The 25286-nt window shown below is 67.4% G+C and carries 22 protein-coding genes and 2 rRNA genes; 16 read left to right on the forward strand and 8 right to left on the reverse strand.

What is annotated here, in order from left to right; genetic code table 11:
- Window positions 1-21 precede the first annotated feature (21 nt).
- Complete coding sequence (locus ACOOGH_RS00305) at window positions 22-2427, forward strand: aldehyde dehydrogenase family protein (protein WP_420447016.1); 2406 nt, start codon at window positions 22-24, stop codon at window positions 2425-2427.
- 3 nt (window positions 2428-2430) lie between these two features.
- Here ACOOGH_RS00305 and thiD read toward each other — a convergent pair whose 3' ends face one another.
- Window positions 2431-3246 carry a bifunctional hydroxymethylpyrimidine kinase/phosphomethylpyrimidine kinase gene (gene thiD / locus ACOOGH_RS00310; RefSeq protein ID WP_420447017.1) on the reverse strand — a complete coding sequence of 272 codons (816 nt, stop codon included), beginning with the start codon at window positions 3244-3246 and terminating at the stop codon, window positions 2431-2433.
- Between the two features lie 88 nt (window positions 3247-3334).
- Here thiD and ACOOGH_RS00315 point away from each other — a divergent pair, with 88 nt between their 5' ends.
- Window positions 3335-4102: a TrmH family RNA methyltransferase gene (locus ACOOGH_RS00315; protein ID WP_420447018.1), complete on the forward strand. Its 768-nt coding sequence runs from the start codon at window positions 3335-3337 to the stop codon at window positions 4100-4102.
- Window positions 4099-4863: a prepilin peptidase gene (locus ACOOGH_RS00320; RefSeq protein ID WP_420447019.1), complete on the forward strand. Its 765-nt coding sequence runs from the start codon at window positions 4099-4101 to the stop codon at window positions 4861-4863. Before ACOOGH_RS00315 ends, ACOOGH_RS00320 begins: the two co-directional genes overlap by 4 nt.
- Here the strand turns inward: ACOOGH_RS00320 and ACOOGH_RS00325 are convergent.
- Both ACOOGH_RS00325 and ACOOGH_RS00330 read right to left on the reverse strand, forming a co-directional pair.
- Window positions 4860-6083: a hemolysin family protein gene (locus ACOOGH_RS00325; RefSeq protein WP_420447020.1), complete on the reverse strand. Its 1224-nt coding sequence runs from the start codon at window positions 6081-6083 to the stop codon at window positions 4860-4862. The two genes, ACOOGH_RS00320 and ACOOGH_RS00325, sit on opposite strands and share 4 nt — an antisense overlap.
- An 80-nt stretch (window positions 6084-6163) precedes the next feature.
- Window positions 6164-7174 (reverse strand): AAA family ATPase, encoded by a 1011-nt coding sequence (locus tag ACOOGH_RS00330; RefSeq protein WP_420447021.1) that lies wholly within the window; start codon window positions 7172-7174, stop codon window positions 6164-6166.
- A 245-nt stretch (window positions 7175-7419) separates the two neighbouring features.
- Here ACOOGH_RS00330 and ACOOGH_RS00335 point away from each other — a divergent pair, with 245 nt between their 5' ends.
- The 12 genes from ACOOGH_RS00335 (at window position 7420) to rrf (ending at window position 18293) form a co-directional block, all read left to right on the forward strand.
- Complete coding sequence (locus ACOOGH_RS00335; protein WP_420447022.1) at window positions 7420-7734, forward strand: AtpZ/AtpI family protein; 315 nt, start codon at window positions 7420-7422, stop codon at window positions 7732-7734.
- Complete coding sequence (locus tag ACOOGH_RS00340) at window positions 7731-8141, forward strand: hypothetical protein (RefSeq protein ID WP_420447023.1); 411 nt, start codon at window positions 7731-7733, stop codon at window positions 8139-8141. The genes ACOOGH_RS00335 and ACOOGH_RS00340 overlap by 4 nt, the downstream gene beginning before the upstream one ends.
- Window positions 8131-9120: a F0F1 ATP synthase subunit A gene (gene atpB / locus ACOOGH_RS00345; protein WP_420447024.1), complete on the forward strand. Its 990-nt coding sequence runs from the start codon at window positions 8131-8133 to the stop codon at window positions 9118-9120. The genes ACOOGH_RS00340 and atpB overlap by 11 nt, the downstream gene beginning before the upstream one ends.
- A 108-nt stretch (window positions 9121-9228) precedes the next feature.
- Window positions 9229-9477 (forward strand): ATP synthase F0 subunit C, encoded by a 249-nt coding sequence (locus tag ACOOGH_RS00350; protein ID WP_420447025.1) that lies wholly within the window; start codon window positions 9229-9231, stop codon window positions 9475-9477.
- Complete coding sequence (atpF, locus tag ACOOGH_RS00355) at window positions 9474-10028, forward strand: F0F1 ATP synthase subunit B (RefSeq protein WP_420447026.1); 555 nt, start codon at window positions 9474-9476, stop codon at window positions 10026-10028. The genes ACOOGH_RS00350 and atpF overlap by 4 nt, the downstream gene beginning before the upstream one ends.
- Window positions 10029-10058: 30 nt before the next feature.
- Complete coding sequence (atpH, locus tag ACOOGH_RS00360) at window positions 10059-10592, forward strand: ATP synthase F1 subunit delta (protein WP_420447027.1); 534 nt, start codon at window positions 10059-10061, stop codon at window positions 10590-10592.
- Between the two features lie 50 nt (window positions 10593-10642).
- Window positions 10643-12256 carry a F0F1 ATP synthase subunit alpha gene (atpA, locus tag ACOOGH_RS00365; RefSeq protein ID WP_420447028.1) on the forward strand — a complete coding sequence of 538 codons (1614 nt, stop codon included), beginning with the start codon at window positions 10643-10645 and terminating at the stop codon, window positions 12254-12256.
- Entirely contained in the window at window positions 12253-13119 is an 867-nt protein-coding gene (atpG, locus tag ACOOGH_RS00370; protein ID WP_420447029.1) for an ATP synthase F1 subunit gamma, read from the forward strand. The genes atpA and atpG overlap by 4 nt, the downstream gene beginning before the upstream one ends.
- A gap of 52 nt (window positions 13120-13171) precedes the next feature.
- Complete coding sequence (atpD, locus tag ACOOGH_RS00375; protein WP_420447030.1) at window positions 13172-14608, forward strand: F0F1 ATP synthase subunit beta; 1437 nt, start codon at window positions 13172-13174, stop codon at window positions 14606-14608.
- Window positions 14605-14895 carry an ATP synthase F1 subunit epsilon gene (atpC, locus tag ACOOGH_RS00380; RefSeq protein ID WP_420447031.1) on the forward strand — a complete coding sequence of 97 codons (291 nt, stop codon included), beginning with the start codon at window positions 14605-14607 and terminating at the stop codon, window positions 14893-14895. Before atpD ends, atpC begins: the two co-directional genes overlap by 4 nt.
- Window positions 14896-15074: 179 nt before the next feature.
- A 23S ribosomal RNA gene (locus tag ACOOGH_RS00385) occupies window positions 15075-18099 on the forward strand.
- Window positions 18100-18176: 77 nt separating this feature from the next.
- Window positions 18177-18293, forward strand: a 5S ribosomal RNA gene (rrf, locus tag ACOOGH_RS00390).
- Window positions 18294-19101: 808 nt separating this feature from the next.
- On the opposite strand, the gene thiE is transcribed toward rrf, so the two are convergent.
- From thiE to ACOOGH_RS00410, 4 genes are read right to left on the reverse strand one after another with little or no spacing between them, the layout of a single operon-like run.
- The gene (gene thiE / locus ACOOGH_RS00395; RefSeq protein ID WP_420447032.1) at window positions 19102-19755 is read right to left on the reverse strand and encodes a thiamine phosphate synthase; all 654 of its coding nucleotides are present in this window, start codon (window positions 19753-19755) and stop codon (window positions 19102-19104) included.
- A gap of 12 nt (window positions 19756-19767) precedes the next feature.
- Window positions 19768-20799: an endolytic transglycosylase MltG gene (gene mltG / locus ACOOGH_RS00400; RefSeq protein ID WP_420447033.1), complete on the reverse strand. Its 1032-nt coding sequence runs from the start codon at window positions 20797-20799 to the stop codon at window positions 19768-19770.
- Window positions 20796-21260 carry a Holliday junction resolvase RuvX gene (ruvX, locus tag ACOOGH_RS00405; RefSeq protein ID WP_420447034.1) on the reverse strand — a complete coding sequence of 155 codons (465 nt, stop codon included), beginning with the start codon at window positions 21258-21260 and terminating at the stop codon, window positions 20796-20798. The genes mltG and ruvX overlap by 4 nt, the downstream gene beginning before the upstream one ends.
- Window positions 21261-21262: 2 nt before the next feature.
- Window positions 21263-21748 (reverse strand): V4R domain-containing protein, encoded by a 486-nt coding sequence (locus tag ACOOGH_RS00410; RefSeq protein WP_420447035.1) that lies wholly within the window; start codon window positions 21746-21748, stop codon window positions 21263-21265.
- Between the two features lie 75 nt (window positions 21749-21823).
- Between ACOOGH_RS00410 and ACOOGH_RS00415 the strand changes: the two genes are divergently transcribed.
- The gene (locus ACOOGH_RS00415; protein WP_420447036.1) at window positions 21824-23125 is read left to right on the forward strand and encodes a thymidine phosphorylase; all 1302 of its coding nucleotides are present in this window, start codon (window positions 21824-21826) and stop codon (window positions 23123-23125) included.
- Window positions 23126-23189: 64 nt separating this feature from the next.
- On the opposite strand, the gene ACOOGH_RS00420 is transcribed toward ACOOGH_RS00415, so the two are convergent.
- On the reverse strand, window positions 23190-25271 hold the full coding sequence (locus ACOOGH_RS00420) for a penicillin-binding protein 1A (RefSeq protein ID WP_420447037.1): 2082 nt from the start codon (window positions 25269-25271) through the stop codon (window positions 23190-23192).
- Window positions 25272-25286: the final 15 nt, after the last annotated feature.

A 25286-nucleotide genomic window follows, 5' to 3' on the forward strand; every position in this document is an offset into this window, starting at 1 on the left:
GTTGAGAGGGGGTTGAGGGGAATGCCGAAGATCGCGGAGCTGTTCGAGACGATGGAGTACGGTCCCGCCCCGGAGGCCGCCGACGAGGCGCGCGCGTGGATCTCGGAACGGGGTCCCCGCTTCCGGCACTACATCGGCGGAGCCTGGTGCGAGCCGGCGGACGGGGAGTTCTTCGCGACCCTCGATCCGAGCAACGAAGAGCGACTGGGCGAGATCGCGCAGGGCAGCGGCGGCGATGTCGACCGCGCGGTGGCCGCGGCGCGGGCCGCGCAGCGTGCCTGGGGGGAGCTCGGGGGACACGGACGGGCGCGCTACCTGTATGCGATTGCGCGTCACCTGCAGAAGCACTCCCGGCTCTTCGCCACGCTCGAGACGCTCGACAACGGGAAGCCGATCCGCGAATCGCGGGACATCGATATTCCGCTCGTCGCGCGGCACTTCTATCACCACGCGGGATGGGCCCAGCTCATGGACGCCGAACTCGCCGACTGCGAGCCGCTCGGGGTCGCGGGCCAGATCATCCCCTGGAACTTCCCGCTTCTCATGCTGGCGTGGAAGATCGCGCCCGCCCTCGCGACCGGGAACACCGTCGTGCTCAAGCCCGCCGAGTTCACGTCGCTGACGGCGCTCCGGTTCGCGGAACTCTGCCACGAGATCGATCTGCCGCCCGGCGTCGTGAACATCGTCACGGGCGACGGACGGACGGGCGCAGCGATCGTCGAACACCCGGACGTGGACAAGGTCGCCTTCACGGGCTCGACGGAGGTCGGACGCATCATCCGCGAGGCGACGGCGGGGACCGGCAAGAAGATCTCCCTCGAGCTCGGCGGAAAATCGCCCTTCCTGGTCTTCGACGACGCGGACCTCGACAGCGTGGTCGAGGGGGTGGTCGATGCGATCTGGTTCAACCAGGGGCAGGTGTGCTGCGCCGGCTCGCGGATCCTCGCCCACGAAGGGATCGCCGACGCGCTCGCCGACCGCCTGCGCGCCCGCATGGAGACGCTGCGCATGGGTGCGCCGCTCGACAAGGGCGTCGACATCGGGGCGATCATCGCGCCCGTCCAGTTGCAGAAGATCGAATCGCTGGTGGAGGAGGGACGGGGAGAGGGGGCCACGATCTGGCAGCCGTCGTGGAGCGTCCCGCGGGACGGGTGGTTCTACCCGCCGACTCTGTGCACCGACGTGTCGCCCGCCGCGAAGATCGCCCAGGTTGAGATCTTCGGCCCGGTCGTGGTACAGATGACGTTCCGCACGCCCGCGGAGGCCATCGCGCTCGCGAACAACACGCGCTACGGCCTCGCGGCGAGCGTCTGGACCGAGAACGTGAACCTCGCCCTCGACATCGCCTCGCAGATCAAGGCCGGGACGGTGTGGATCAACTGCACGAACGTGTTCGACGCCGCGTCGGGGTTCGGCGGCTACCGCGAGAGCGGGTTCGGTCGCGAGGGCGGTCGGGAAGGCCTCCGGGAATACGTCCGCCAGCGTCCGGAGCCCGTGGAGTCGGGCCCCGGGGAAGATCCGGCGTCTTCGGAGGACGGCGCTGAGGGGAACTCCGAGCACGAAGCCGCCGGCCGTGCGCCACCGGCCGCGGTCGACCGGACGGCCAAGCTCTTTATCGGGGGGCGGCAGACCCGGCCCGACGGCGGGTACAGCTTGAACGTTCTCGACCATCGGGGGCGCGCCGCGGGGGAAGTGGCCCGGGGGAACCGGAAGGACGCACGCAACGCGGTGGAGGCGGCGCTCGCCTCGGGGTGGGGGCGCACGACGGCCCACCTGCGGGCGCAGATCCTCTACTACCTGGGCGAGAATCTGGACGCGCGCCGGGTGGCGTTCGAGGAGCGGCTGCGCGCGCTGACCGGCTGCGATGCGCAGGCGGCGCGGCGCGAGGTCGAGGCCTCGGTGCGGCGCCTGTTCAGCTACGCGGCGTGGGCGGACAAGTGGGACGGCGCGGTCCACCGTACGCCCTTCCGCAACGTGACCCTCGCCATGCCCGAGCCCCTGGGCGTGATGGCGGTCGCCTGCCCGCCGGAGCCCGCTCTCCTCGGCTTCATCTCCACCGTGATTCCGCCCGTCTCGTTGGGGAACTCCGTCGTCGCCGTCGCCTCGGAACGCTGGCCCCTGCTGGCCACGGACTTCCAACAGGTGATCGAGACCTCGGATGTGCCGGCTGGCGTCATCAACATCCTCACGGGTCTCGAGGAGGAACTGCGGCCGACCCTCGCCGGCCACGACGCGGTGGACGGGATGTGGTACTTCGGGACTCCGGATGGGGCCGCCGATGTGGAAAGGCGTTCGGCCTCCAACCTCAAGCGCACGTGGGTGAGCGGGGGCCGGGGGCGGGACTGGTTCGGGGCCGGGGCCGAAGGGCGCGAGTTCCTCCGTCACGCCTCGCAGATCAAGAATATCTGGGTCCCGTACGGAGAGTAGCCTTCAAGCTCGGGAGCAGCCTCCGGGATCGGCCCAGTGATCCAGGGGACCGCGGCCGGCGCCGAGACCGGGCGCCTGGGCGATGGCGGCGTGCGTGAAGGCGAGTCCCCGCTCGATCGCCGCCTCGAGCGCGACCCCCGAGGCGAGCCCCGCCGTGATCGCGGCCGAGAGCGTGCAACCGGTGCCATGGGTTTCCGTCGTCGGAACGCGGGGGGTCCGCCACGCGCGCTCGCTGTCCCCGTTGCTGAACAGGTCGATTACCTCATCGCCTGCCAGGTGTCCTCCCTTGACCAGCACGGCGCCCGCTCCCCGCGCGAGGATGGCGCGGGCCGCCGCCAACATGTCGGCTTCGGTCCTGACAGGTCGTCCCGCGAGGATCTCGGCCTCCGGCAGGTTGGGCGTGACGAGGGCGGCGAGGGGCAGGAGTTCGTCGAGGATGGCGTCGACCGCCGCCGGGTCGAGGAGCTGGTCGCCGCTCGTGGCCACCATCACGGGGTCGACCACCAGCGGCGCATCGAAACCGTGCAGGCCCGCGACGACCGACCGCACGATGTCCGCGTTGGCGAGCATCCCCGTCTTCGCGGCGGCCGGCGGAAGATCCACCCGTACGGATTCGATCTGGCGCCGCACGATCGGCGGGTCGAGCGCTTGAACCGCCTGGACCCCGATCGTGTTCTGCGCGGTCACGGCGGTGACCGCGCTCGTCCCGAACACGCCGAACGTGTGGAAGGTCTTGAGGTCGGCCTGGATCCCGGCTCCGCCTCCGGAATCGCTCCCCGCGATCGTGAGTGCGGTCGCCCGTGCTGGCTCCTTCGGCATCACATATCCGCTCCGCCTGGTTCGCTCCGGTACGCCGGCTTCCGCCGGCGCGATGACACTGCGTTGTGGCTCGGCGTAAAATAAGGGTATGCCGACGCGCGCGGAGATCAGGGCCTGGCGGTCGTTGCACCGCGGAAAGGGACGCCGGGAAACCGGGTGTTTCCTGGCCGAGGGGCGGCGGCTCGTCGGTGAGATGCTCGCCTGGCCGGGCCGCACGGTTGCGGTGCTGTACGCCGACGGGGCGGGCAGCGAACCGGAACTGGCGGCGCTGCTCGCGCGCGCGGAGACGCGGGGTGTGCGTACGGAGGCGGTGCCCGAAGCGATCATCCGGACGCTGGCCGATGCCGCCACGCCCCAGCCCCTTCTCGCGATCGGCGAAGTGCCGGCGTACGGCTGGGACGACGTGGGCGGCGGCGCGATCGTGCTTCTCGACGGCGTGCAGGATCCGGGCAACGCCGGCACTCTCGTACGCACCGCGCTCGCGCTCGGGGCCGCCGCCGTGATCGGCGTCGGGGAGGCCGCCGATCCCTGGGGGCCGAAGGCGCTGCGGGCCTCGGCGGGAGCGACGTTCCGCGGTCCCGTCTTCCGTGCGGATACGCAGCATGCCGTGGAGCGGCTGGCCGAGCGCGGGATCCCGATCTGGGCCGCCGCGGCCGGCGCCCCGCCGCTCGGGCGCCCGCCGTCCGGGCCGATTGCTCTCGCGTTGGGGAGCGAGGCGCACGGCGTGTCGGCGCCCCTCCTCGCCGCCGCTCACCGCGTCGTCTCTGTGCCGCTCGCCCGGGGTGTGGAATCGCTGAACGTGGCCTCGGCCGGCGCCATCCTGCTCGACCGAATGCTGAGTCGGACGCCCGATTGACCGACGCCGTGACCGCGGGCGTGGCCGCACTGCTCGGGACGGTCGCCGGCTCCTTTCTCAATGTGTGCATCGCGCGCATGCCCACCGGGGACAGCGTCCTGCGCCCGCGCAGCCGTTGCCCGGCGTGCCACGCGACGATCCGCTGGCGCGACAACCTCCCCGTCCTCTCCTGGGTCCTGCTGCGGGCGCGGTGTCGCGACTGCAGCGGCCGCATCTCCTGGCGCTACCCCGCAATCGAACTGGCAACGGCCCTCGCCTGGGCTGGCATGGCCTGGATGTACGGCACATCCGTCACCGCCCTCACGGGTGCGGTGCTGTTCACGCTCCTGCTCGCGATCGCCGTCATCGATGCGCGCCACTACGTCATCCCCGATCCCCTCTCGCTTGGCGGGTGCGCCGCGGGCCTCGCCCTCTCGGCGCTGCCGGGGTCGACGCCGCCGCTCGCGGCGATTTCGGGCGCGGTGCTGGGGTTCGGACTTCTCTACGTCCTTGCGTGGTTGGGGGAGAAGGCGTTCCGGAAGCCGGCGCTCGGAGGCGGCGACGTGAAGATGATGGCGATGGTGGGGGCGTTCCTCGGCCCCGACGGCGCACTCCTCACAATTTTCCTGGGGGCGCTCGCAGGGTCCCTCGCCTTCGGTCCCGTCTCACTCAGGACGGGAAAGCCCGTGCCCTTCGGGACTTTCCTCGCGCTCGGCGCCGCCGTCTCGTTCCTGTTCGGGGACGCGCTCTTCGACTGGTACCTGCGAGCCGCCGTCCGCTAGCGCCGACGGATCCGGGCTCGCGTCACCTGCGTGTCGGTGCTCGCGACGACCTGGATCCGCACATCGCCGTGCTCGACCACCTCTCCCGCCTCGGGCACCCGGCCCAGTTCGCCCAGCAGGAAGCCGTTCAGCGACCGGTGCTCGGCCACGGGGAGCGACGTGCCGAAGAAATCGTTGATCTCCCGCAGTTCGGCGCCGGCATCGACCGCGATCTCGTCCCGCCGAAGCCGGATGATGGGCTCCGGCGGCACATCGGTTTCGTCGACGATGTCGCCGACCAGCTCCTCGAGGATGTCCTCGAGCGTCACGAGCCCGTCGAGCCCGCCGTGTTCATCCACGACGAGCCCCATGTGCACGCGCCGGGCGCGGAACTGCTCGAGCAGTTCGATGAGAGTGATCGTGTCCGGCACGAAGTAGGGTTCGCGGGCGAGGCTGGCGAGCGTCACGCCCCGCCGGCCGGCGAGCAGCGCCTGGTACGCCTCGGTGCGGTACAGGACGCCGGTGACGTCATCGAGCGACTCGCCGTACACCGGGATCCGGCTGAAGCGGATGTCCGCGAGGGCCTCCGCAATGTCCCCGAGGTGGCGCGCGTCCTCCCAGGCCAGGATGTCGACGCGGGGCGTCATGATCTCCCTGGCGCGCAGACGGTCGAGCGTGAACACCCGGTCGATGAATTGTCGTTCGTGCGTCTCGATGTCTCCCGACTGGTGCCCGAGGCGCACCATGGCCCGGATCTCCCACTCGCTCACGTGCGTCCTGCCCACGGTGTCGGGCAACACCCGCCGCACGAGCCACTCGAGCGGGACGGCCACGGGAAGAAGGAGCCGCCCCAGACCGGAAAGAAACGGAGCCGCCAGGAGCGACAACCGGTCCGCGTTGCGCGCCGCGAAGCTCTTCGGCGTGATCTCTCCGAAGAAGAGAACAAGGAGCGTCATGACGCCGGTGGCGAGGCCCACCCCCGCTGAACCGAAGAGTTCGGTCGCGGTGTAGGTGGCGACGGCCGCCGCCCCGATGTTTGCGACGTTGTTTCCGATGAGAATCGTGATGAGCAGCCGCTCGGGGTTCCGCTTCAGTCGCTCGAGCGCCCGCGCCCCCGGACGCTTTTTCCGGACAAGCGCCCGGACCCGAGGCTCTCTGAGCGAGAAGAGCGCGATCTCGGCCCCGGAAAAGAACCCCGAGAGAATGAGCAGGAAGACGAGCAGCACGACGGTGCCGATCATCGGCGGGTGACGCCGGCCGGAGCCTCACGGTCCGCCCGTACCGTCGGTGAGAGCTGCGTACTGTCGGCTTCGTCCAACGTCTACCAGCTGCGGCTGTGTTCGATCAACTCCGCGACGATGTCGTCCGCGGTCTTCCCCTCCGCCTCCGCCTCGAATCCGGGAACGACCCGGTGCCTGAGCACGGCAGGTGCAACCTCCCGTACGTCATCGAGATTCGGGACGGGACGGCCATCGAGCGCCGCCCGCGCCTTCGCCGCCAGCACCGTGTGCTGCGAGGCGCGCGGGCCGGCGCCCCAACTCACCATGCGGCGCACGAACTCCGGCGAGGAGCTCTCGCGCGGCCGGGTGGCGCGGGCCAGGCGCACCGCGTAGTCGACCACCGATTCCGAGGCCGGGACCCGCTGCACGAGCGCCTGGTAGTCCAGCAACTGGCGGGCCGTCACGACCGGGTTCACCGCAGCTGGCGGTCCGCTCGCGGCCATGTCCGCGATGACCGACTCCTCCTCGGCGGTCGGATACCCGATCCGGAGCTCGAACATGAAGCGGTCGAGCTGGGCTTCGGGGAGTGGGTACGTCCCCTCCTGCTCGATCGGGTTCTGCGTCGCGAGGACGAAGAACGGCCGACCCAGCGGGAACGTCTCGCTGCCGACGGTGACCTCGCCTTCCTGCATCGCCTGCAGAAGGGCGGCCTGCGTCTTGGGGGGCGTCCGGTTGATCTCGTCCGCGAGAATCACGTCGGCGAAGATCGGCCCCCGCACGAAGGCGAAGCGGCGCTCCCCCGTGCGCTGGTCGTCCTGAAGCACCTCCGTCCCCGTGATGTCGGACGGCATGAGATCCGGAGTGAACTGGATCCGGCTGAACTCCAGGTGGAGAGTCTCGGCGAGCGTGGAGACGAGAAGAGTCTTCGCCAGGCCCGGGACGCCCACGAGCAGGGCATGGCCGTCGGCCAGAAGCGTGATCAGCAGCTTCTCGACGATCTCCCGCTGCCCGATGATCCGCTTCCCGACCTCTGCCTCGATCCGGAGCCGGGCGTGGCCCAACTCCTCGAGCAGCCGAACGTCATCCGTTTCGACCTTTCGACCTGCTTCCAAGACTCAATCGGCTCCAGGCGTGATTGGGAGTACGGGGCTGCCGGATCCGGGCTTCGGCGAGGCCATTTCGGAGTTGACGAGAGGCCTTCAATATGGTGGCAGCAACCTAGGCCTTCTCTGCCCAGCGTCAAGCGAAACCGGCATTGCGAAATTTTTCACAAGCGGACACATTGCGCTTGGGAAATTTTTCACAAGCGGTCGGTAGCAGTCCGGGGCGAAGGCTCTGACGACGGAGATGTCACCCCATGCGCCAGCCGTCTCCCGGTTCGACGAACCGGCCGGACCCCGAGAAACCAGAGGACAGTATCGGCCGCCGGTACGCGAAGGCGGCGGGTTCGGAATTCGCGAGCCTCGGCATCGCGATGGGCCTGGCGATCGCGCTCCTCGCCGTCGGCGGCAACTGGCTCGACAACCGTCTCGGGACCGCGCCTCTCTTCGTACTCCTCGGCGTGTTCGCGGGGTTCGCGGGAGGCTGCTACAGCATGTTCGGCCGGCTGGCGGCACAGCGCGAACGCTCTGCGGGCGCCGACGCGGACCGGGACACGGACCGGAGGACGTGAAGAATCTTCCCGCCGGCTGGACGCGGCGTACGCCGACCTATGCGTTGGGTACGCTGGGGCTGTCGTTGGCGGCGGCCGCCTGGCTGGCAGATGGGGAGCGTACATGGGGGATCGCCGCGGCCTGGCTGATTCAGGTCGTCGCGGTCTGGCCGCTGAACCGGGCGCTCCTGGCCGGACGGCGGGCGACCCGGGCCTGGCTGGGCGGGATTGGCCTCCGTACGGGAGGACTGGTCGTGACGGGCGGGCTGGCATGGATGGGGGCGGCGACGTCCGACCTGCCGATCGCCTACGCACTGGCCATGATGGTGTTGTTGTGGACGGAAGCGTTGTGGCTCGCGCTCGCGCGCACGAACACGAAAATGAACTCGACACGGAACGCACAACCGGATGAACCCGGTGTTCGATAGATCGATGGCCTCTCTGCGGAGTCTCACGGGCTGGGTGCAAGAGCACGCCGCTCCCGCGGCCGCGGCTGCCCAGGAACACCACGGCGAAGCCGCCGCTGCGGGCGAGCACGCCGAGGAGTGGGGCACCGAAGTCATGATGCACCACGTCGTGGACTCGAACATCTGGGAGTTCGGGCCCTTCGGCGAGGTCCATCTTCCGGAAATCCCCTCCTTCAATATCGGCGGCCTCGAGGTCGATCTCTCGATCACGAAGCACGTCCTGTTCCTGATGTTTGCAGCCGTTCTCACGATCGTCACGATGTTCATCGCCGCGCGTTCGACGGAGCGACTCAAGGGGGGCGAGAAGGCGCCCGGCGGGATCCTCAACGGGATCGAGGCCTTCTATCTGTACCTCAGGGATGACGTGGTGATGGCCAACATCGGCCGCGGGGGAGAGCGGTTCGTCCCCCTCGTCATCACCTTCTTCTTCTTCATCCTGTACGCGAACCTGCTCGGCCTGCTCCCCTTCGGCGCGACGGCGACGGGGAACATCATGGTCACGGCGGCGCTCGCCATCATCGCTCTCGTCGTGATCGAGACCGCGGGGTTCGTGGCGCTCGGTCCGGTCGGATACGCGAAGACGATCTTCTTCCTGCCGCCGGGGCTGCCCGGGCCGCTGAAGCCGGTGACGCTGCTCATCATGGCCCCGGTGGAACTGATCGCGAAGTTCTCGAAGATCATGGCACTCGCGATCCGGCTCTTCGCCAACATGACGGCGGGTCACTTCGTCATCCTCGCCTTCATGGGACTCATCCTCACCTACGGCTCGATGGTCGGCCAGGGAGTGTTCGGGACGACGGTCGGAGCCGCGACGATTCTGGGGTCGATGGGCCTCGCGCTGTTTGTGATGATGCTGGAGATCTTCATCGCGCTTCTTCAGGCGTACATCTTCGCGATGCTGGTCTCGGTGTTCATCGGGTTGATTCGCCACGCGCACTGACCCGGGAGGGTCCGCGGGCAACTTCCGCGCCGGAGCGGCGCGGACGGAACGGGGGGTGTCGTCCGAACCCCCGACAGAGAAAGGAAACTGGAGCTAACGATGCTTAACATGTTGACGCTTCTGCAGGGCATGTCGACGGGAGATGGCCTGGCGATCGGTCTCGCCATCGTCGGGGGCGGGCTCTCCGTGCTCGGAGCCGGAATCGGAATCGGTCTCATCGGCGGGCGCATGACGGAGGCGATGGCTCGCCAGCCCGAGGAGGCGCAGACCATCCAGACGGCCGCGATCGTGCTCGCCGTGTTCATCGAGGGTGTGGCGCTGTTCGGACTCGTGATCGCCGGCTTCATCCGCGGATGATGCGTTCGGCCGGGGTTGCCGGCTGCTGGGGGCTCGCTACGCCGCTGGCGCTGGCGGCCCAGACGGAGACGGGAATCTTCTCGCTCAACCTGGGGCTCTTCGTCTGGACCATAGCCCTGTTCGTGCTCACGCTGCTCGTCCTTGCGAAGTGGGTCTTCCCGCTCATCGCCGGCGGACTCGAGCAGAGGCACGAGAAGATCCAGGGCGCGATCGACGATGCCCTCTCCGCGCGCGATGAGGCGAAAGGGCTGCTCTCGCAGCAGGAGGCCGCGCTGGAAGCGGCCCGCAGCGAGGCGCGTGAGATGCTCGAGAACGCCCGGAAGCATGCCGACGGTCTCCGGAAGGAGATTCTGGAGGAGGCGAGGGCGCAGCAGGCGCAGATGCTCGATGACGCGAGGCGCGAGATCGGACAGGAACGGGACCGGCTGCGCGAGGAGATCCGGCGGGATGCGGTGGATCTCGCTCTGGCCGCGTCCGAACGCCTGATCCGGGCGCGGCTGGACGCCGATGAGAACCGGCGTCTCGTGCACGAATTCGTGTCGGACATCTAGTGTGATGGCCCGAGGACCGGTGACGGAGCGATGAGCGCTTCGGCGGTGGCCCGAAACTACGCCGCGACTCTGTTCGAACTCGCGGCGCGGGACGGGAGCGAGGCGGAGTACGGGCGCCTGATCGAGGAGATCGGCGACCTGTACACGAACGTGCCCGACTTTCAGCGTTTTCTGGAAGTGCCCGCCGTGTCGCTGTTCGAGAAGAAGGAGGCGCTCCAGGCGGCCCTTTCGGGAAGGGCGCCGGACCTCTTCGTCCGCTTCCTGCTCGTCATTTTGGATCGCCATCGGCAGCGGGCCCTCCCGGGGATCGCCCGCGCCTACCGCGATCTTCTGGACGAGAGGGCGGGGCGGGTCCGCGCCACGGTGACGCTGCCCTTCGAAGCCGATGACGGTGTCCGGGGCGAGGTGGTCTCGGCGCTGGAGCGGCGCTTCCAGCGGGAAGTCGTCCCCGAGTTCCACGAGGATCCGAGGATTCTGGGCGGCGTGATCATCCGCGTCGGCGACGAGTTGCTGGACGCCTCGCTGCGGCGGCAACTCGAGCAGATGCGGCGCGAACTGTACTGAGACGGTCTTGTACCGAGACGGTCGGTACCGAGAATAGAGAAGAGAAGAAGATGACAGTTTCCGATAGCACTCTTCGAGCGAGCGAGATCAAGAAGGCCCTGCTCGAGCAGATCGACCGCTACGAGGAGGAACTCCGCGTCGAGGAGGTGGGCGAGGTTCTCGAGGTGAAGGACGGCGTGGCCCGCATCTGGGGTCTCTCGACGTGCGTCGCCAACGAGATGCTCGAGATCACGTCCCGCGACAGCGGGATCTCGGTGATCGGTCTCGCCTCCAACCTCGAGGAAGACAACATCGGCGCCGTGATCCTCGGCGACTACCTGGCCCTGAAGGAGGGCGATCCCGTGCGCCGCACCGGCCGCGTCCTCTCCGTGCCCGTCGGCCCGGACATTCTCGGCCGCGTCGTGGACACGCTGGGAGAGCCGAGCGATGGCCGCGGGCCGATCGAGACCGTGACCTACATGAAGGTCGACCGAAAGGCGCCCGGCATCGTGTACCGGCAGCCCGTGAACGAGCCGCTGCAGACGGGGCTCAAGGCGATCGACTCGATGATCCCGATCGGCCGCGGCCAGCGCGAACTGATCATCGGAGACCGCGGCACGGGCAAGACGGCGGTGGCGATCGACGCCATCATCAACCAGAAGGGCGAGGACGTCATCTGCGTCTACTGCGCGATCGGGCAGAAGGGTTCGACGGTCGCCGGGATCGTCGAGCGGCTGCGCGAGGAGGGCGCGCTCGACTACACGGTCGTGGTGGCCGCGAACGCCGCGGACCCCGCGCCGATGCAGTTCATGGCCCCGTACGCCGCCTGCGCGATCGGCGAGTACTTCATGTACGAGGAGGGGAAGGCGGTCCTCGTCATCTACGACGACCTCACGAAGCAGGCCGACGCCTACCGCGAGGCCTCGCTCATCCTGCGGCGTCCGCCGGGGCGCGAGGCGTATCCCGGGGACGTCTTCTATCTGCACAGCCGCCTGCTCGAGCGGGCGGCGAAGATCAGCAACGATGCGGACGCCATCGCCGGCCACCCGGACATCAAGAAGCCGGGCGGTTCGCTGACCGCGCTCCCCATCATCCAGACGGCGGCGGGTGACGTGTCGGCCTACATCCCGACGAACGTGATCTCGATCACCGACGGCCAGATCTTCCTCGAGACCGATCTCTTCTACTCGGGCGTGCGCCCGGCGGTGAACGTGGGGATCTCGGTCTCGCGCGTGGGCGGAAACGCACAGATCAAGGCCATGAAAAAGGTTGCCGGACGGCTGCGCCTGGACCTGGCGCAGTTCCGTGAGATCGAAGCTTTCGCGCAGTTCGGCACGGAACTGGACGCGGCGACGCAGCGCCAGCTGGACCGGGGCCGGCGCACGGTCGAGATCCTGAAGCAGGGACAGTACGAGCCGATGCCGGTCGAGGAGCAGGTGATGGTGATCTTCGCGGCCACGCAGGGGCACCTCGACGACCTCGACGTGTCACGCCTCCGCGGCTGGGAGGTCGGTTTCCTCGACTACATGAGCACGAACCATCCGGAGGTCGGTCAGGCGATCCGGGATGAGAGGGTGATGTCGGACGAGATCGAAGCCGCGCTCCGCGAGGCCATCGACTCCTATTCCGACATCTTCGCCCACGACGGCGCCTCCCGAGGGGACGCTGCGGACGCCGCGGCATGAGCAAGTCGAGGGACATCTATCGGCGGATGAAATCCGTCGACAGCACGAAGAAGATCACGCGCACCATGGAAATGGTCGCGACCGCCAAGCTGGCGCAGGCGCAGGGGCGGGTCATCCGTGCGCGTCCCTATTCGGCGCAACTCATGGACATGATCGCCCGGCTCGCCACCCCGGACCTGGCGGAGTCCCAGCCCCTGCTGCGGCAGCCCGGCCGCATCGAGCGGGCCGCGCTCGTCCTCCTGACGAGTAATCGGGGACTGTGCGGCGCCTTCAACACGAATCTCATACGCACCGCGCAGGCGCAGTTCCGCGAGCTGGACGAGGCGGGGGCCGAGGTGGAGTTCCACGTCTACGGGAACAAGGGGATCTCGTACTTCCGCTTCCGCGGCGTAGGGATGACGCAGACCCGCAACGACCTCGGGGACCCTCCGGCGGTGGACGATGCGCGGAGCCTGATCGACGACCTGGCCGCCCGCTTCGTGGCGGGCGAACTGGACGCCGTGCGGCTCGTGTTCGCGGAGTTCCGGAACATGGTGAGCACGCCGCCTGCCGTCCGGCAGATCCTGCCGGTCGGGGTGGGCGAGGCACGAAAGGGTCCGCAGCCCTTCTACATCCTCGACCCCTCCGAGGAAGGGATCCTCGATCATCTCCTGCCGCTCTACATCACCAACTCGACGTACAGCGCGCTGCTGGAGACGGCGGCGGCGGAGCAGGCGGCCCGCCGCACGGCGATGAAGTCGGCGACGGACAACGCGAACGATTTCCTCGACAACCTGCGGCGGACGTACAACCGCGCCCGGCAGGCCGAGATCACGAATCAGATTGCGGAAATCATCGGCGGCGCGGACGCGCTGGACGGATAACAAACACGGGGCGGCGACGCCGCTCACGAACCAATAGCCATGAGGCTCAGACATGTCTGAAGGATCGACGGAACGAGGCGTCGGCAAGGTCGTGCAGGTCATCGGACCCACGATCGACGCCGAGTTCGAGCCGGAACATCTGCCGAAGATCTACAACGCGCTCTCCCTCTCCTGGGAGGACGATGACGGTACCGTGCACGATCTCGTCTGCGAGGTGGCGCAGCACATCGGACGCAACCAGGTGCGCGCCGTCGCCATGGACGCGACGGACGGCGTGACCCGCGGCATGGAGGTCGCGGACACGGGGCAGCCGATCTCGGCGCCCGTCGGCGAGGCGTCGCTGGGCCGTATCCTCAACGTCCTCGGCGAGCCCGTGGACGAACTGGGGCCGGTCGAGGCGACCGAGCGCTGGCCCATCCACCGGAAGTCGCCCGCCCTCCAGAACCTGGAGCCGAAGACGGAGATCTTCGTCACCGGGATCAAGGTCGTGGACCTCATCGCCCCGTACGTGAAGGGCGGCAAGACGGGTCTCTTCGGCGGGGCCGGCGTCGGCAAGACCGTCATCATCATGGAACTCATCAACAACATCGCCCAGGAGCACGGCGGCCGGTCCGTCTTCTGCGGTGTCGGAGAGCGGACCCGCGAGGGGAACGATCTCTGGCTCGAGATGAAGGAGTCGGGCGTCATCGATTCGACGGCGCTCATCTACGGACAGATGAACGAGCCGCCGGGCGCGCGCCTCCGCGTCGGCCTCACCGGCCTCACCGTGGCGGAGTATTTCCGCGATGTCGAAGGTCTCGACGTTCTCCTCTTCATCGACAACATCTTCCGCTTCAGCCAGGCGGGGTCCGAGGTGTCCGCACTACTCGGCCGCATGCCGAGCGCGGTGGGTTATCAGCCGACGCTCGCCACGGAGATGGGCAACCTCCAGGAGCGCATCACCTCGACGACCCGCGGTTCGATCACGTCGGTGCAGGCGATCTACGTTCCTGCCGACGACCTCACCGATCCGGCGCCGGCGGCAGCCTTCACGCACCTCGACTCGCAGACCGTTCTCTCGCGACAGATCGCCGAACTCGGCATCTACCCGGCGGTCGACCCGCTGGACTCGAGCAGCCGCATCCTCAGCGAGCAGTTCCTCGGCGAGCGCCACTACCGGGTGGCCACCGCCGTCCAGCGCACCCTGCAGCGCTACAAGGACCTGCAGGACATCATCGCGATCCTCGGGATGGACGAACTCTCCGAGGAAGACAAGGTCATCGTGAACCGGGCGCGCCGGATCCAGAAGTTCCTCTCGCAGCCCTTCCATGTGGCCGAACAGTTCACCGGCATCCCGGGCCGCTACGTCCCGCTCGAGACCACGATCGAATCGTTCGAGCGCATGGTGGAAGGCGAGTTCGACCACCTGCCCGAGCAGGCGTTCTACATGGTCGGCGGGATCGAGGACGCGATCGAACAGGCGAAGAGGCTGGAGGCCGAGGCCGCATGACGGCGACCGGTGTCCCGGGTGGGCGGCGTCTCGAGGTGACGGTGATCTCGCCGTCCGCCGCCGCCTTTTCCGGTCCGGCGACGTCGATCGTCGCCCCCGCGCACGACGGGGAGCTAGGGATCCTGTACGGGCACGCGCCGATGGTCGTGCTCCTCGGGGAGGGTCTGCTTCGCATACGTACGGACGATGGTCCCCGTCATTTCCGGGTCGCCCGGGGCTTTCTGCAGGTGCTCGACAACACGGTCGCGGTCCTCGCCGAAGAGGTGGAAGCGGCGACCGAAAGCTGAACCCTTTCCCGGGTTTCCCGGGTGCTTGACGAGCCCTTGGCTCGACCCTATGTTCCCCGTCTTCCCCGCGCGCGCCTTGGGGCGTTTTGCGGGGATCCGCTTTTTTGACAAATCTGGTAGCGAGTGAGAGTGCTGGGCGCCGAGTGCGTCTGAGGTGCTTGATGCCGTCAACAAAGATGGATCAAGCGAGTAAGGGCACAGGGTGGATGTCTAGGTACGGACTGGCGATGAAGGACGTGGCAAGCTGCGATAAGCCAGGGGGAGCTGCAAGCAGGCTTTGATCCCTGGATTTCCGAATGGGGAAACCCGGCCGGGGTGATGCCCGGTCATCCCTACGCTGAATACATAGGCGTTGGGAAGCGAACCGAGGGAACTGAAACATCTAAGTACCTCGAGGAAGAGAAAACAACCGTGATTCCCTTAGTAGCGGCGAGCGAACGGGGAAGAGCCCAAACCATGGAGGTGTCAAGGCGGCAGCCGTTGCTTCCATGGTGTTGCAGGGTGGTTCGTGAGAGTCTGCCGGCTCTCGGAGCGTCGTGCGGCGGTGAGTCGAATCCGTCTGGAAAGCCAAGCCGAAGAGGGTGACAGCCCCGTAGGCGAAGCCGACGTTACGATCTCGGAACCATTCCTGAGTAGGTCGGGACACGTGAAATCCCGATTGAATCCGGCAGGACCACCTGCCAAGGCTAAATACACGTCCGTGACCGATAGTGAACGAGTACCGTGAGGGAAAGATGAAAAGTACGCCGGGAGGCGGGTGAAACAGATCCTGAAACCGTGTGCCTACAAGCGGTGGGAGCTCGATTCTCTCTTCGTGAGAGCTGTCGGGTGACCGCGTGCCTTTTGCATTATGATCCGGCGAGTTGTTCCTCAGTAGCGAGGTTAAGCCGTTCTGCGGCGGAGCCGAAGCGAAAGCGAGTCTTAACTGGGCGTAAAGTTGCTGGGGACAGACCCGAAACCAGAGTGATCTATCCATGGCCAGGTTGAAGCGAGGGTAATGCTTCGTGGAGGACCGAACCGTTGTGGGTTGAAAACTGCTCGGATGAGCTGTGGATAGGGGTGAAAGGCCAATCAAACCTGGAGATAGCTGGTTCTCCCCGAAAGATATTTAGGTATCGCCTCTGAGTGTAGACTGCGGGAGGTAGAGCACTGGAAGGGCTAGGGCCCTAAACCGGGTACCAACCCCTACTAAACTCCGAATGCCCGTTAGTTGGTCTCAGGGAGGAAGTGCACGTGCGATAATGTTCGTGCGCGAGAGGGAAAGAGCCCAGACCTTCAGCTAAGGTCCCCAAGTGCTAGCTAAGTGACAAAGGTGGTGGATTTGCGGAGACAACTGGGAGGTTGGCTTAGAAGCAGCCATCCTTGAAAGAGTGCGTAATAGCTCACCAGTCAAGCGGGTCTGCGCCGATAATGGTCGGGACTCAAGCTAGCCACCGAAGCTAAGGCTGCGCGCATCTGCGCGTGGGGTAGGGGAGCGTTGCCTGAGCAGTGAAGCGGGGCCGGAAGGCTACCCGTGGAGCGCAGGCAAGTGAGAATGCCGGAATGAGTACGCGATAAACAAGGTGAGAACCCTTGTCGCCGTAAGCCCAAGGTTTCCTGAGCCATGCCAATCAGCTCAGGGTTAGTCGGCCCCTAAGGTGAGGCCGAAAGGCGTAACCGATGGAAAACGGGTCAACATTCCCGTACCACACGGTACTGCGCTTGAGTTCGCGGAGGGACGCAGAGGTGAAAGGTCCGTCGTTTCAATGGACATGAACGATGTAAGGAGGTAGGCGTTTCCGGGTAGGCAAATCCGCCTGGTGAAGCCGAGATCCGATGCCGAAGAAGTCTTCGGACTTCGCTAAGGGACCGTAATCGTACTGCCAAGAAAAGCTTCGTGAACGAGGAGTACGTGTGACCGTACCGCAAACCGACACAGGTGGGCGAGGCGAGTAGCCTCAGGCGCTCGAGTGAGTCTTGGTTAAGGAACTCGGCAAAATGTCCCCGTAACTTCGGGAGAAGGGGAGCCGGTGGTAGGTGACCCTGCCTTGCGCAGGAGAGCCGAACCCGGCCGCAGAGAATCGGCCCAAGCGACTGTTTAGTAAAAACATAGGTGTCTGCAAAGTCGTCAAGACGACGTATAGGCACTGACGCCTGCCCGGTGCCGGAAGGTTAAATGGAAGGGTTAGCTTCGGCGAAGCTCTGAAATGAAGCCCCGGTAAACGGCGGCCGTAACTATAACGGTCCTAAGGTAGCGAAATTCCTTGTCGGGTAAGTTCCGACCTGCACGAATGGCGTAACGACTTGGGCACTGTCTCAACCAAGAGCTCGGCGAAATTGGAGTCTCGGTGAGGATACCGAGTACCCGCGGCAGGACAAAAAGACCCCGTGCACCTTTACTACAACCTGATATTGGGTTCGGGCACCGTCTGTGTAGGATAGGTGGGAGGCATTGAAACAGGGCCGCCAGGTTCTGTGGAGCCATTAGTGAAATACCACCCTTGCGATGTCTGGATTCTAACCTTGGGCCGTGAAGCCGGTCTGGGGACAGTGTCAGGCGGGTAGTTTGACTGGGGCGGTCGCCTCCCAAAAGGTAACGGAGGCGCGCAAAGGTTCCCTCAGCGCGGTCGGCAATCGCGCGAAGAGTGCAAAGGCATAAGGGAGCTTAACTGCGAGACCGACAGGTCGAGCAGATGCGAAAGCAGGCCTTAGTGATCCGGCGGTTCTGTGTGGAAAGGCCGTCGCTCAACGGATAAAAGGTACGCCGGGGATAACAGGCTTATCGCCCCCGATAGTTCACATAGACGGGGCGGTTTGGCACCTCGATGTCGGCTCATCGCATCCTGGGGCCGGAGAAGGTCCCAAGGGTCGGGCTGTTCGCCCGTTAAAGCGGTACGCGAGCTGGGTTTAGAACGTCGTGAGACAGTTCGGTCTGTATCCGCCGTGGGCGTTGGAGATTTGAGGAGAGCCGCTCCTAGTACGAGAGGACCGGAGTGGAGTGACCGCTGGTGTACCTGTTGTCCCGCCAGGGGCATCGCAGGGTAGCTATGTCGCGAAGGGATAACCGCTGAAAGCATCTAAGTGGGAAGCCTACTTCAAGATGAGATCTCCCGCACCACAAGGTGCCTGAAGGACCGCAGGAGACGACTGCGTTGATAGGCGGCAGGTGTAAGGCGTGCGAGCGCCTCAGCCGAGCCGTACTAATCGTCCGTGAGGCTTGATCCATTCTTTACATATGGTCGATAAGCGCTTCAGCGCGCTCGATCGCCCTGCACTCGACTCGTTAGCCGGATCGCAGATTTGCCGGCGGCTTTAGCGAGGGGGAAACACCTGGTCCCATCCCGAACCCAGCAGTTAAGCCCCTCAGCGCCGATGGTACTTGGGCGGGGACGCCCTGGGAGAGTAGGTCGCTGCCGGCGACTTGTTTGCAGAAACGCCTCGTGTCCGTTGCGGATGCGAGGCGTTTTCTGCATCGAGGTGGGGGTGGGCGAGGGGGGCGTCGGCGGTTGCTTGCTGGTGAACGGCCGCGGCCATGCTGAGTGGCCGGGGAGCAGCTCGTCGCGGGGCGGGGGGTTCGCAGAGCGGGCGGGGTGGCAGGCGTTCAAGGCTGGCGCAACCGCCGACGCCCCCCTCGCCCACCCCGTCGTCGATGGGATGGGTGGCAGTGCAGGCCATGCTGAGTGGCCGGGGAGCAGCTCGTCGCGGGGGGGCGGTTCGCAGAGCGGGCGGGGTGGCAGGCGTTCAAGGCTGGCGCAACCGCCGACGCCCCCCTCGCCCACTCCGTCGCCCCCCTCGCCCACTCCGTCGCCGATGGGATGGGTGGGAGTGCAGGCCGTGCTGAGTGGCCGGGGTGCATCTCGTCGCGGGGCGGCGGTTCGCAGAGCGGGCGAGGTGGCAGGCGTTCAAGGCTTGCGCAACCGCCGACGCCCCCCTCGCCCATTCCGTCGCCGATGGGATGGGTGGCAGTGCAGGCCATGCTGAGCGGGCGGGGAGCACGTCGTCGCAGAGCGGGGGGGGGGGGTGGCAGGCGCGGGGCGTGGTGGGTGGTGCGCGGCCGGGGAGCGAGATGGTTGCGGTGATGCCGCGGAGGATGAGGGTGTCGGCGCTGGCGCCAGCCTTGAACGCCCGCGCATCTGGTCCCGGTACGCCAGTGCCGCCCCGCGACGGAGTGCTCCCCGCACGCTCGGCACGGCCGCGGCGTTCACCAGCAAGCGAGCGCCGACACCCTCATCCTCCGCGAGCGATACGGAGCAGCTGTCGCACCACTGCCCCCGGCTCTGGCGCGGTCATTACGGTGGAGAGGACGGCGACGCCGGCGCCGGTTTCGAGCACCTCCGGGGCGTTTTGCAGAGTGATGCCGCCGATTCCGAGGCAGGGGAGGCCGCTGGCCTTGCGGACGTGTCGGACTCGGTCGGGGCCGATCGCTTCGTCGGCGAGGCCGGGCTTGGAGCGGGTCCCGTACACGGCACCGACGCCCAGGTAGTCCGCTCCGGCGTCTACGGCGCGACGGGCTTCGTCGGGATCATCGGTGGAGTAGCCGATGATGAAGTCCGGCGGGGCGATGGCACGGGCGGCTGGGACCGGGAGGTCATCCGGTCCCAGGTGGACGCCGTCGGCGCCGACCGCCAGGGCGATGTCGAGGCGGTCGTTCACGATCAGCGTGGCGCCTGCGGACTCCGTGATGGCTCGGAGGCGGGCGGCGCACGCGGTGAGGGCGCGGCTGTCCGCGGCCTTGTCCCGCAACTGAACGGCGGGCGCGCCGGCGTCCACGCATTCCGCCACGACGCGCTCGAGCGGACGGCCGCAGGCAGGCCGAGGGTGCGTGATCACCAATAGAGGCCAGCCATCCGGCCAGCCATCCGGCATGGCCACGCCGGGCATGGGCACGTCGTCCTAGCGTTCGGCCGACTCGCGGGCGAGGCGGATCCGGTTTCTCGCGTTGTTGTGCTCGCGCAGGGTCCGGCTGAATTCGTGCGATCCGTCGTTGCGCGCCACAAAGAAGATGTAGTCGTGGTCGGCAGGGTGGAGGGCGGCGTGCAGCGAGGCCGCGCCCGGCGAAGCGATGGGTCCGGGCGGCAGTCCCGGCTGCGTGTACGTGTTGTAGGGGTGGTCGGCTACGGAATCGATGCCCCGATAGAGCAGGCGCGCGCGCGGCTCACCGAGGGCGTACTGCACGGTGGGGTCCGCCTGCAGCAGCATGTCGCGCTCGAGGCGGTTCCAGTAGACCCCCGCGACTACCGGACGCTCCTCGCCCCACCGGACTTCCTTCTCGACAATGCTCGCGAGCGTCACGATCTCCCGCTCGTCGAGGCCGAGCGCGGCGGCCCGAGCTCGCTCCTCGGTTCCCCAGAAGGCCTTGTATCGTCCGACCATCGCCCGGACGATGACCGGGATACCGACACCCTCGGCGAAGCGATACGTCTCCGGGAACAGGTATCCTTCGATCGTGGGGCCCGGCACGCCCAGCTCTCCGATCCGCTTCGGATCCGTCAGCCATGCGAGGACGGTCGCAGTCGAGTCGCCGACATAGGCGGCCAGGCGCTCCGCCACCTGCGGGACCCGAAGGCCCTCCGGGATCGTCAGGGGCGTCGTAACGACCGATCCGGTTTGGAGCACCTTGAGCAGATAGCTGTACGACGCGCCCCTCGGAATTTCGTAGCGGCCGGCCTTCAACTGCCGCCCCTGGCCCTTGAGACGCACGTACGCGTCGAAGACTCGGGGACGGAAGATGAACCCCTCCGCCGCGAGTACGCCGGCGACCTCGAGCGACGTCGCGCCCTCGGGTACGCGAACCTCGATGCTCGACCCATCCGGTGTCCCGCGGCCCCGAACCTCGCTCCAGAAGAAGCCGTACGCGACCGGCGTGGCGGCGGCGAAGGCGGCGAGGAGCAGGCGAATGCGCGTACCCTTCGGCTGGCGCTTCATGAGCCCCGAGGTACTCCTGCGCCGGTCGGGACGCTGCGCAGATAGGCGGAGAGCATCAGCGATGCGGCCATTTCGTCCGTCCGGCCCTTCTGCTGCCGCCGGCCTCGAGGCAAATCCATGCCGAGGATCTCTCGTTCCGCCCGTGCGGTTGAGAGCCGTTCATCCCACTCGATGATCCGCACGCCCGTTGCTGCCTCCAGGGCCCGGGCAAAAGCCCGCACCTCTTCGGCCATCTCGCCCGCGGTCCCATCCATGGAGAAAGGGATGCCCACGACGATCGCGGCGGGTTCCAGTTCCGCCACGAGGTCGGTCAGCGCGCCCGGGACCGCGGTCGCCGGAGCCCGCCGGTTCGGTCGCTCAACCACGCCACGGGGCGCCGCGATCGTCCGGGTCGGGTCCGTGACGGCCACGCCGATGCGCCGCCGGCCGTAGTCGAGCGCCATCACGCGACTGCGGGGCATGTTCAGTGCTCCCCGCTCCCGGTAGCCGAGAGGCCGCCGGCCTGCACCCGTTGCATCGTCTCGACGGATCCGATCAGGAACCAGCAGGGTTCCGTGCCGCCACCGCAGCGCACCTCGGCGACCTCCACCACGCGGCCCGCCAGGCGGCTCAATACCCCGCGCAGAAGCCCGGTCGCGAAGTGGCACCGCGCACCGCTGGCCTCTCCCGTCGAGCCTTCCGCGGCCTCGGCCGAGTCGCGCCAGGCGATGGCCGCGGAAGCCGCTCCTCCCGGCTTGAAGGCCACCGAACCGAGGCCTGCCTTGCGGAGAATCTCGTCCAGCAGAGCCCAGAACCTGGCTGCCGGAAGCGCGTCCGGCGCATCGCCGAGCAGCGAGACGGCAGCGCCGCCGGTCCGGTCCCCCGCCTCCTTCAGCGCCGCAACGCCTGCATCGCCCAGGCTCGCGCAGCGGTGAAAAAGACCCGAGAGGACCGACCTCGGGAGGATCACGGAAGGGTCCTGCGTGGAGGAGCTCATCGCGAAAAAAGCTAGACATGGGGCCCACCCTGGACAAGGTTGCCGCCCATGCTCCCCACCCGGATCCTGGAGAAGAAGCGGGACGGCGGGCGGCTCTCCCCAGACGAACTCGCGGCCTTTCTGCGCGGGTATCTCGAAGGCGGCGTCGCCGAATACCAGATGTCCGCCTTCCTGATGGCCGCGTTCATCCGCGGGCTCGATTCCGCCGAGCTCTCCGTACTCCTTCATGAGACCATCGAATCCGGCGCGCGACTCCGGTTTGCGAAAGACGGTCCACCGGCCGTCGACAAGCATTCGACGGGCGGCGTGGGCGACAAGGTCTCGCTCGTTCTGGCGCCCCTCCTGGCCGAAGCCGGACTTCGCGTCCCCATGATGTCCGGCCGCGGTCTCGGGCATACCGGCGGGACGCTGGACAAGCTCGAGGCGATCCCGGGCTTCTGCGTGTCCGTGGAGCTGGACCGTTTCCGGGCCATCCTGCGCGAGGTCGGCTGCGCGATGATCGGCCAGACGAAGGAAATCGCGCCGCTCGATGGACGGTTGTATGCGCTCAGGGATGTGACGGGGACCGTTCCCTCTCCGGCCCTGATTGCGGCCTCGATCGTGTCCAAGAAGGTGGCGGAAGGGATCGGCGCGCTCGTGCTGGACGTGAAGTGCGGGCGCGGCGCCTTCATGACCGACCGGGAGCAGGCGCGCGCACTGGCGCGCACCATGGTCGACCTCGCCGCTGCCGAGGGAGTGCGGACGAGCGCGCTCCTCACCGCGATGGACACCCCCCTGGGCCGCACTGTCGGCAACGCGCTGGAAGTGCGCGAGGCGATCGATACTCTGAGAGGAGAAGGACCCGCGGATCTACGCGAAGTCACGCTCGCGCTGAGCGCAGAGTTGCATGTCTCCGCCGGCTGCGCACCCCATGCGGAAGCCGCCGCCGCGGAACTCGGAGCGATCCTGGACAGCGGGACCGCGCTCGAGCGCTTCGTGCGCCTGATCGAGGTCCAGGGCGGAGACCCGGGCGTGGTCGACGACCCCGGCCGCCTCCCCTCGGCTCCCGTTCGCGAACCCTTCCGATCGCCCGGCTCCGGCTGGCTCGACGTCCACGCGCGCAAGGTGGGTATGGCCTCGGTGGAACTCGGGGCCGGTCGCCGTCGCGCCGAAGATGCGGTCGATCCGCGGGTGGGGTTCGAGTTTCACCGCACTACGGGGGACGAGGTTGCCGAAGGCGAACGGCTACTCACTGTGCATGCGGCGGACTCGGCGAGCGCCGCAACGGCCGGGCACCGCCTCGCGGACGCGATCCGGCTCTCGCCCGAGCCCCCCGCGCCACAACCGCTGATTCTGGAGCGGATCGCCTGAACGATTGGCCGCCAGCGGCTGTTCCGTGGCGGCACTACACTGGTTAGAGTCGAAATTCCGGCGACTAGTGCGGGTCGAAGTCCCGGCGCACGGGCGCCTGCGTGCTCCATGGACCGTGCGCGTCGCACGTCTCGGTCGGCTCCGTCCCTTCGAGGTAGATCTCCACGTATCTGGATTCGATCGGACACCAGCGCGTGGACAGCAGGCCCGTGGTCTCGTCCACCGTCCGCTCGATGAGGCCGGGCGGCCGTTCCCAGGCGTCCGGGTGTTCGTGCGTCTCGTAGTAGTGCGCCAGCACCGCCGCCCCGACCGGCGCCGCTGTGCCTCCCCCGGTGGCGCCTCGATAGATGCGCCGGGGCCGGTCGAGCCCGACCCAGGTCGCGGTCACAAGGTCCGGCGTGAATCCGACGAACCAGGTGTTCGTGGCGTCGTTCGTCGTCCCCGTCTTGCCCCCCACCGGGATGGTGTACGGAATCGCGTAGCGGGATCTCACGGCCAGCGTTCCCGTCCCCTGGTCCACCGCATCGCGGAGCATGGATTGGGCGATCCAGGCGATATCCGGCTCCAGCACGCGCTCGCGCTGCACGCGGCTCTCGAACAGGACGCGGCCGTCCTTGCTCTCCACGCGGAGGATGGACCGCGGCGAGACCCTCACGCCCAGGTTCGCGAATGTGGAGTAGGCGGTCGCGATCTCGATAGGACGGACATCCATCGATCCGATGGCCGCCGACGGCACCCGGGGAACAGTAGACGAGATCCCCATGCGCTCGGCCAGCTGCGCGAACGACTCCTCGCCGACCCGCTGCCCGAGCTTGACCGCCACGACGTTGATCGACCGGGCGAGGGCTCGGCGGAGGGTCAGCGGGCCCTTGAAGTCCTCGTCGAAGTTGCGCGGGGCGTAAGGGTCGCCACCCACGTTCTCGAGGTAGTACGGCTGATCATGGATGATCTCCGAAGCGGGGATGCCCGAGGCGATGGCTGTCGCGTAGACGAACGGCTTGAACACGGATCCCGGCTGGCGGAGGGCCTGGGTCGCGCGGTTGAACTCGGAATCACCGAAATCGCGGCCCCCGCTCATGGCCCGCACGTCGCCGGTCGCCGCGTCGAGCGCGATGAACATCCCCTGCACGTACGGCATCTCCGCGCCCCCGCGGCTCACCTGGTACAGGCTGTCCGGCGGCCACGCCCGCACTTCCTCGAAGGTGACACCGGAATACGCCGGGTGCCGGTCCACCCATTCCAGCTGGGCGAGCAGCGCGGAATCCGCGACCGCCTGGAGATCCGGGTCGAGCGTCGTGTAGACGCGGAACCCCTTCTCATAGATGTCGGTTCCGTACCGGTCGTAGAGGCGCTGCCGCACCCACTCGACGAAGTAGGGCGCGTCCTGCTCGATGCGTGCCCCGCGCGCGAGTTCCAGCGGATACGCCTTCGCCGCCTCGGCGTCCTCGATGCTCACGAGTCCCTGGGCCGCCATCAGTTCGAGGACGAGATTTCGCCGCCCGATGGCGCGCTCGGGGCGGCGGATCGGGTTGTACCCGGCGGGGTTTCGCGGGATGGCCGCGAGCAGCGCCGCCTCGGGCAGATTGAGCTGCGCTGCGGTCTTTCCGAAGTAGCGCTCCGCCGCCGCCTGGACCCCGAACACCCCGTCGAAGTTGATCTGGTTGAGGTAGGCCTCGAGGATCTCCCACTTGCTGTAGGCTCGCTCGAGATCGATCGCGACCCGCATCTCGCGCAGCTTCCTGCGCACGCTGATGTCGCGCCGGTCCACCGACGCCTCGAACATGTTGCCGGCGAGCTGCTGCGTGATCGAACTGCCGCCCGCGGCTCCGTACCCTCTGACCAGGAAGTCGAAGAACGCCCGCGTGGTTCGAAGCAGATCCACTCCGGCGTGTCCCCAGAAACGCTTGTCCTCCACCGCGAGGAAGGCGTTGTACACGTGCCGCGGAAGGTCCTCCATCCGGATCGGGGTCCGCCGCTCGATGGCGAGCTCGGCGAGAAGCGATCCGTCCGCCGCATACAGCTTCGTCGCTTCCTTCGCTTCGAAGGCGTAGATCTGGGCGATGGACGGGCACTCGTCGCACAGGTGTGTCCACCCGCGCCACGCGACGCCGCCCCCGAGACCGCCGAGGATCAGGACCGCGAGCACCAGAGCCCGGCGCGG

This window comes from Candidatus Palauibacter sp. (genome assembly GCF_965213655.1).
Taxonomy (GTDB): domain Bacteria; phylum Gemmatimonadota; class Gemmatimonadetes; order Palauibacterales; family Palauibacteraceae; genus Palauibacter.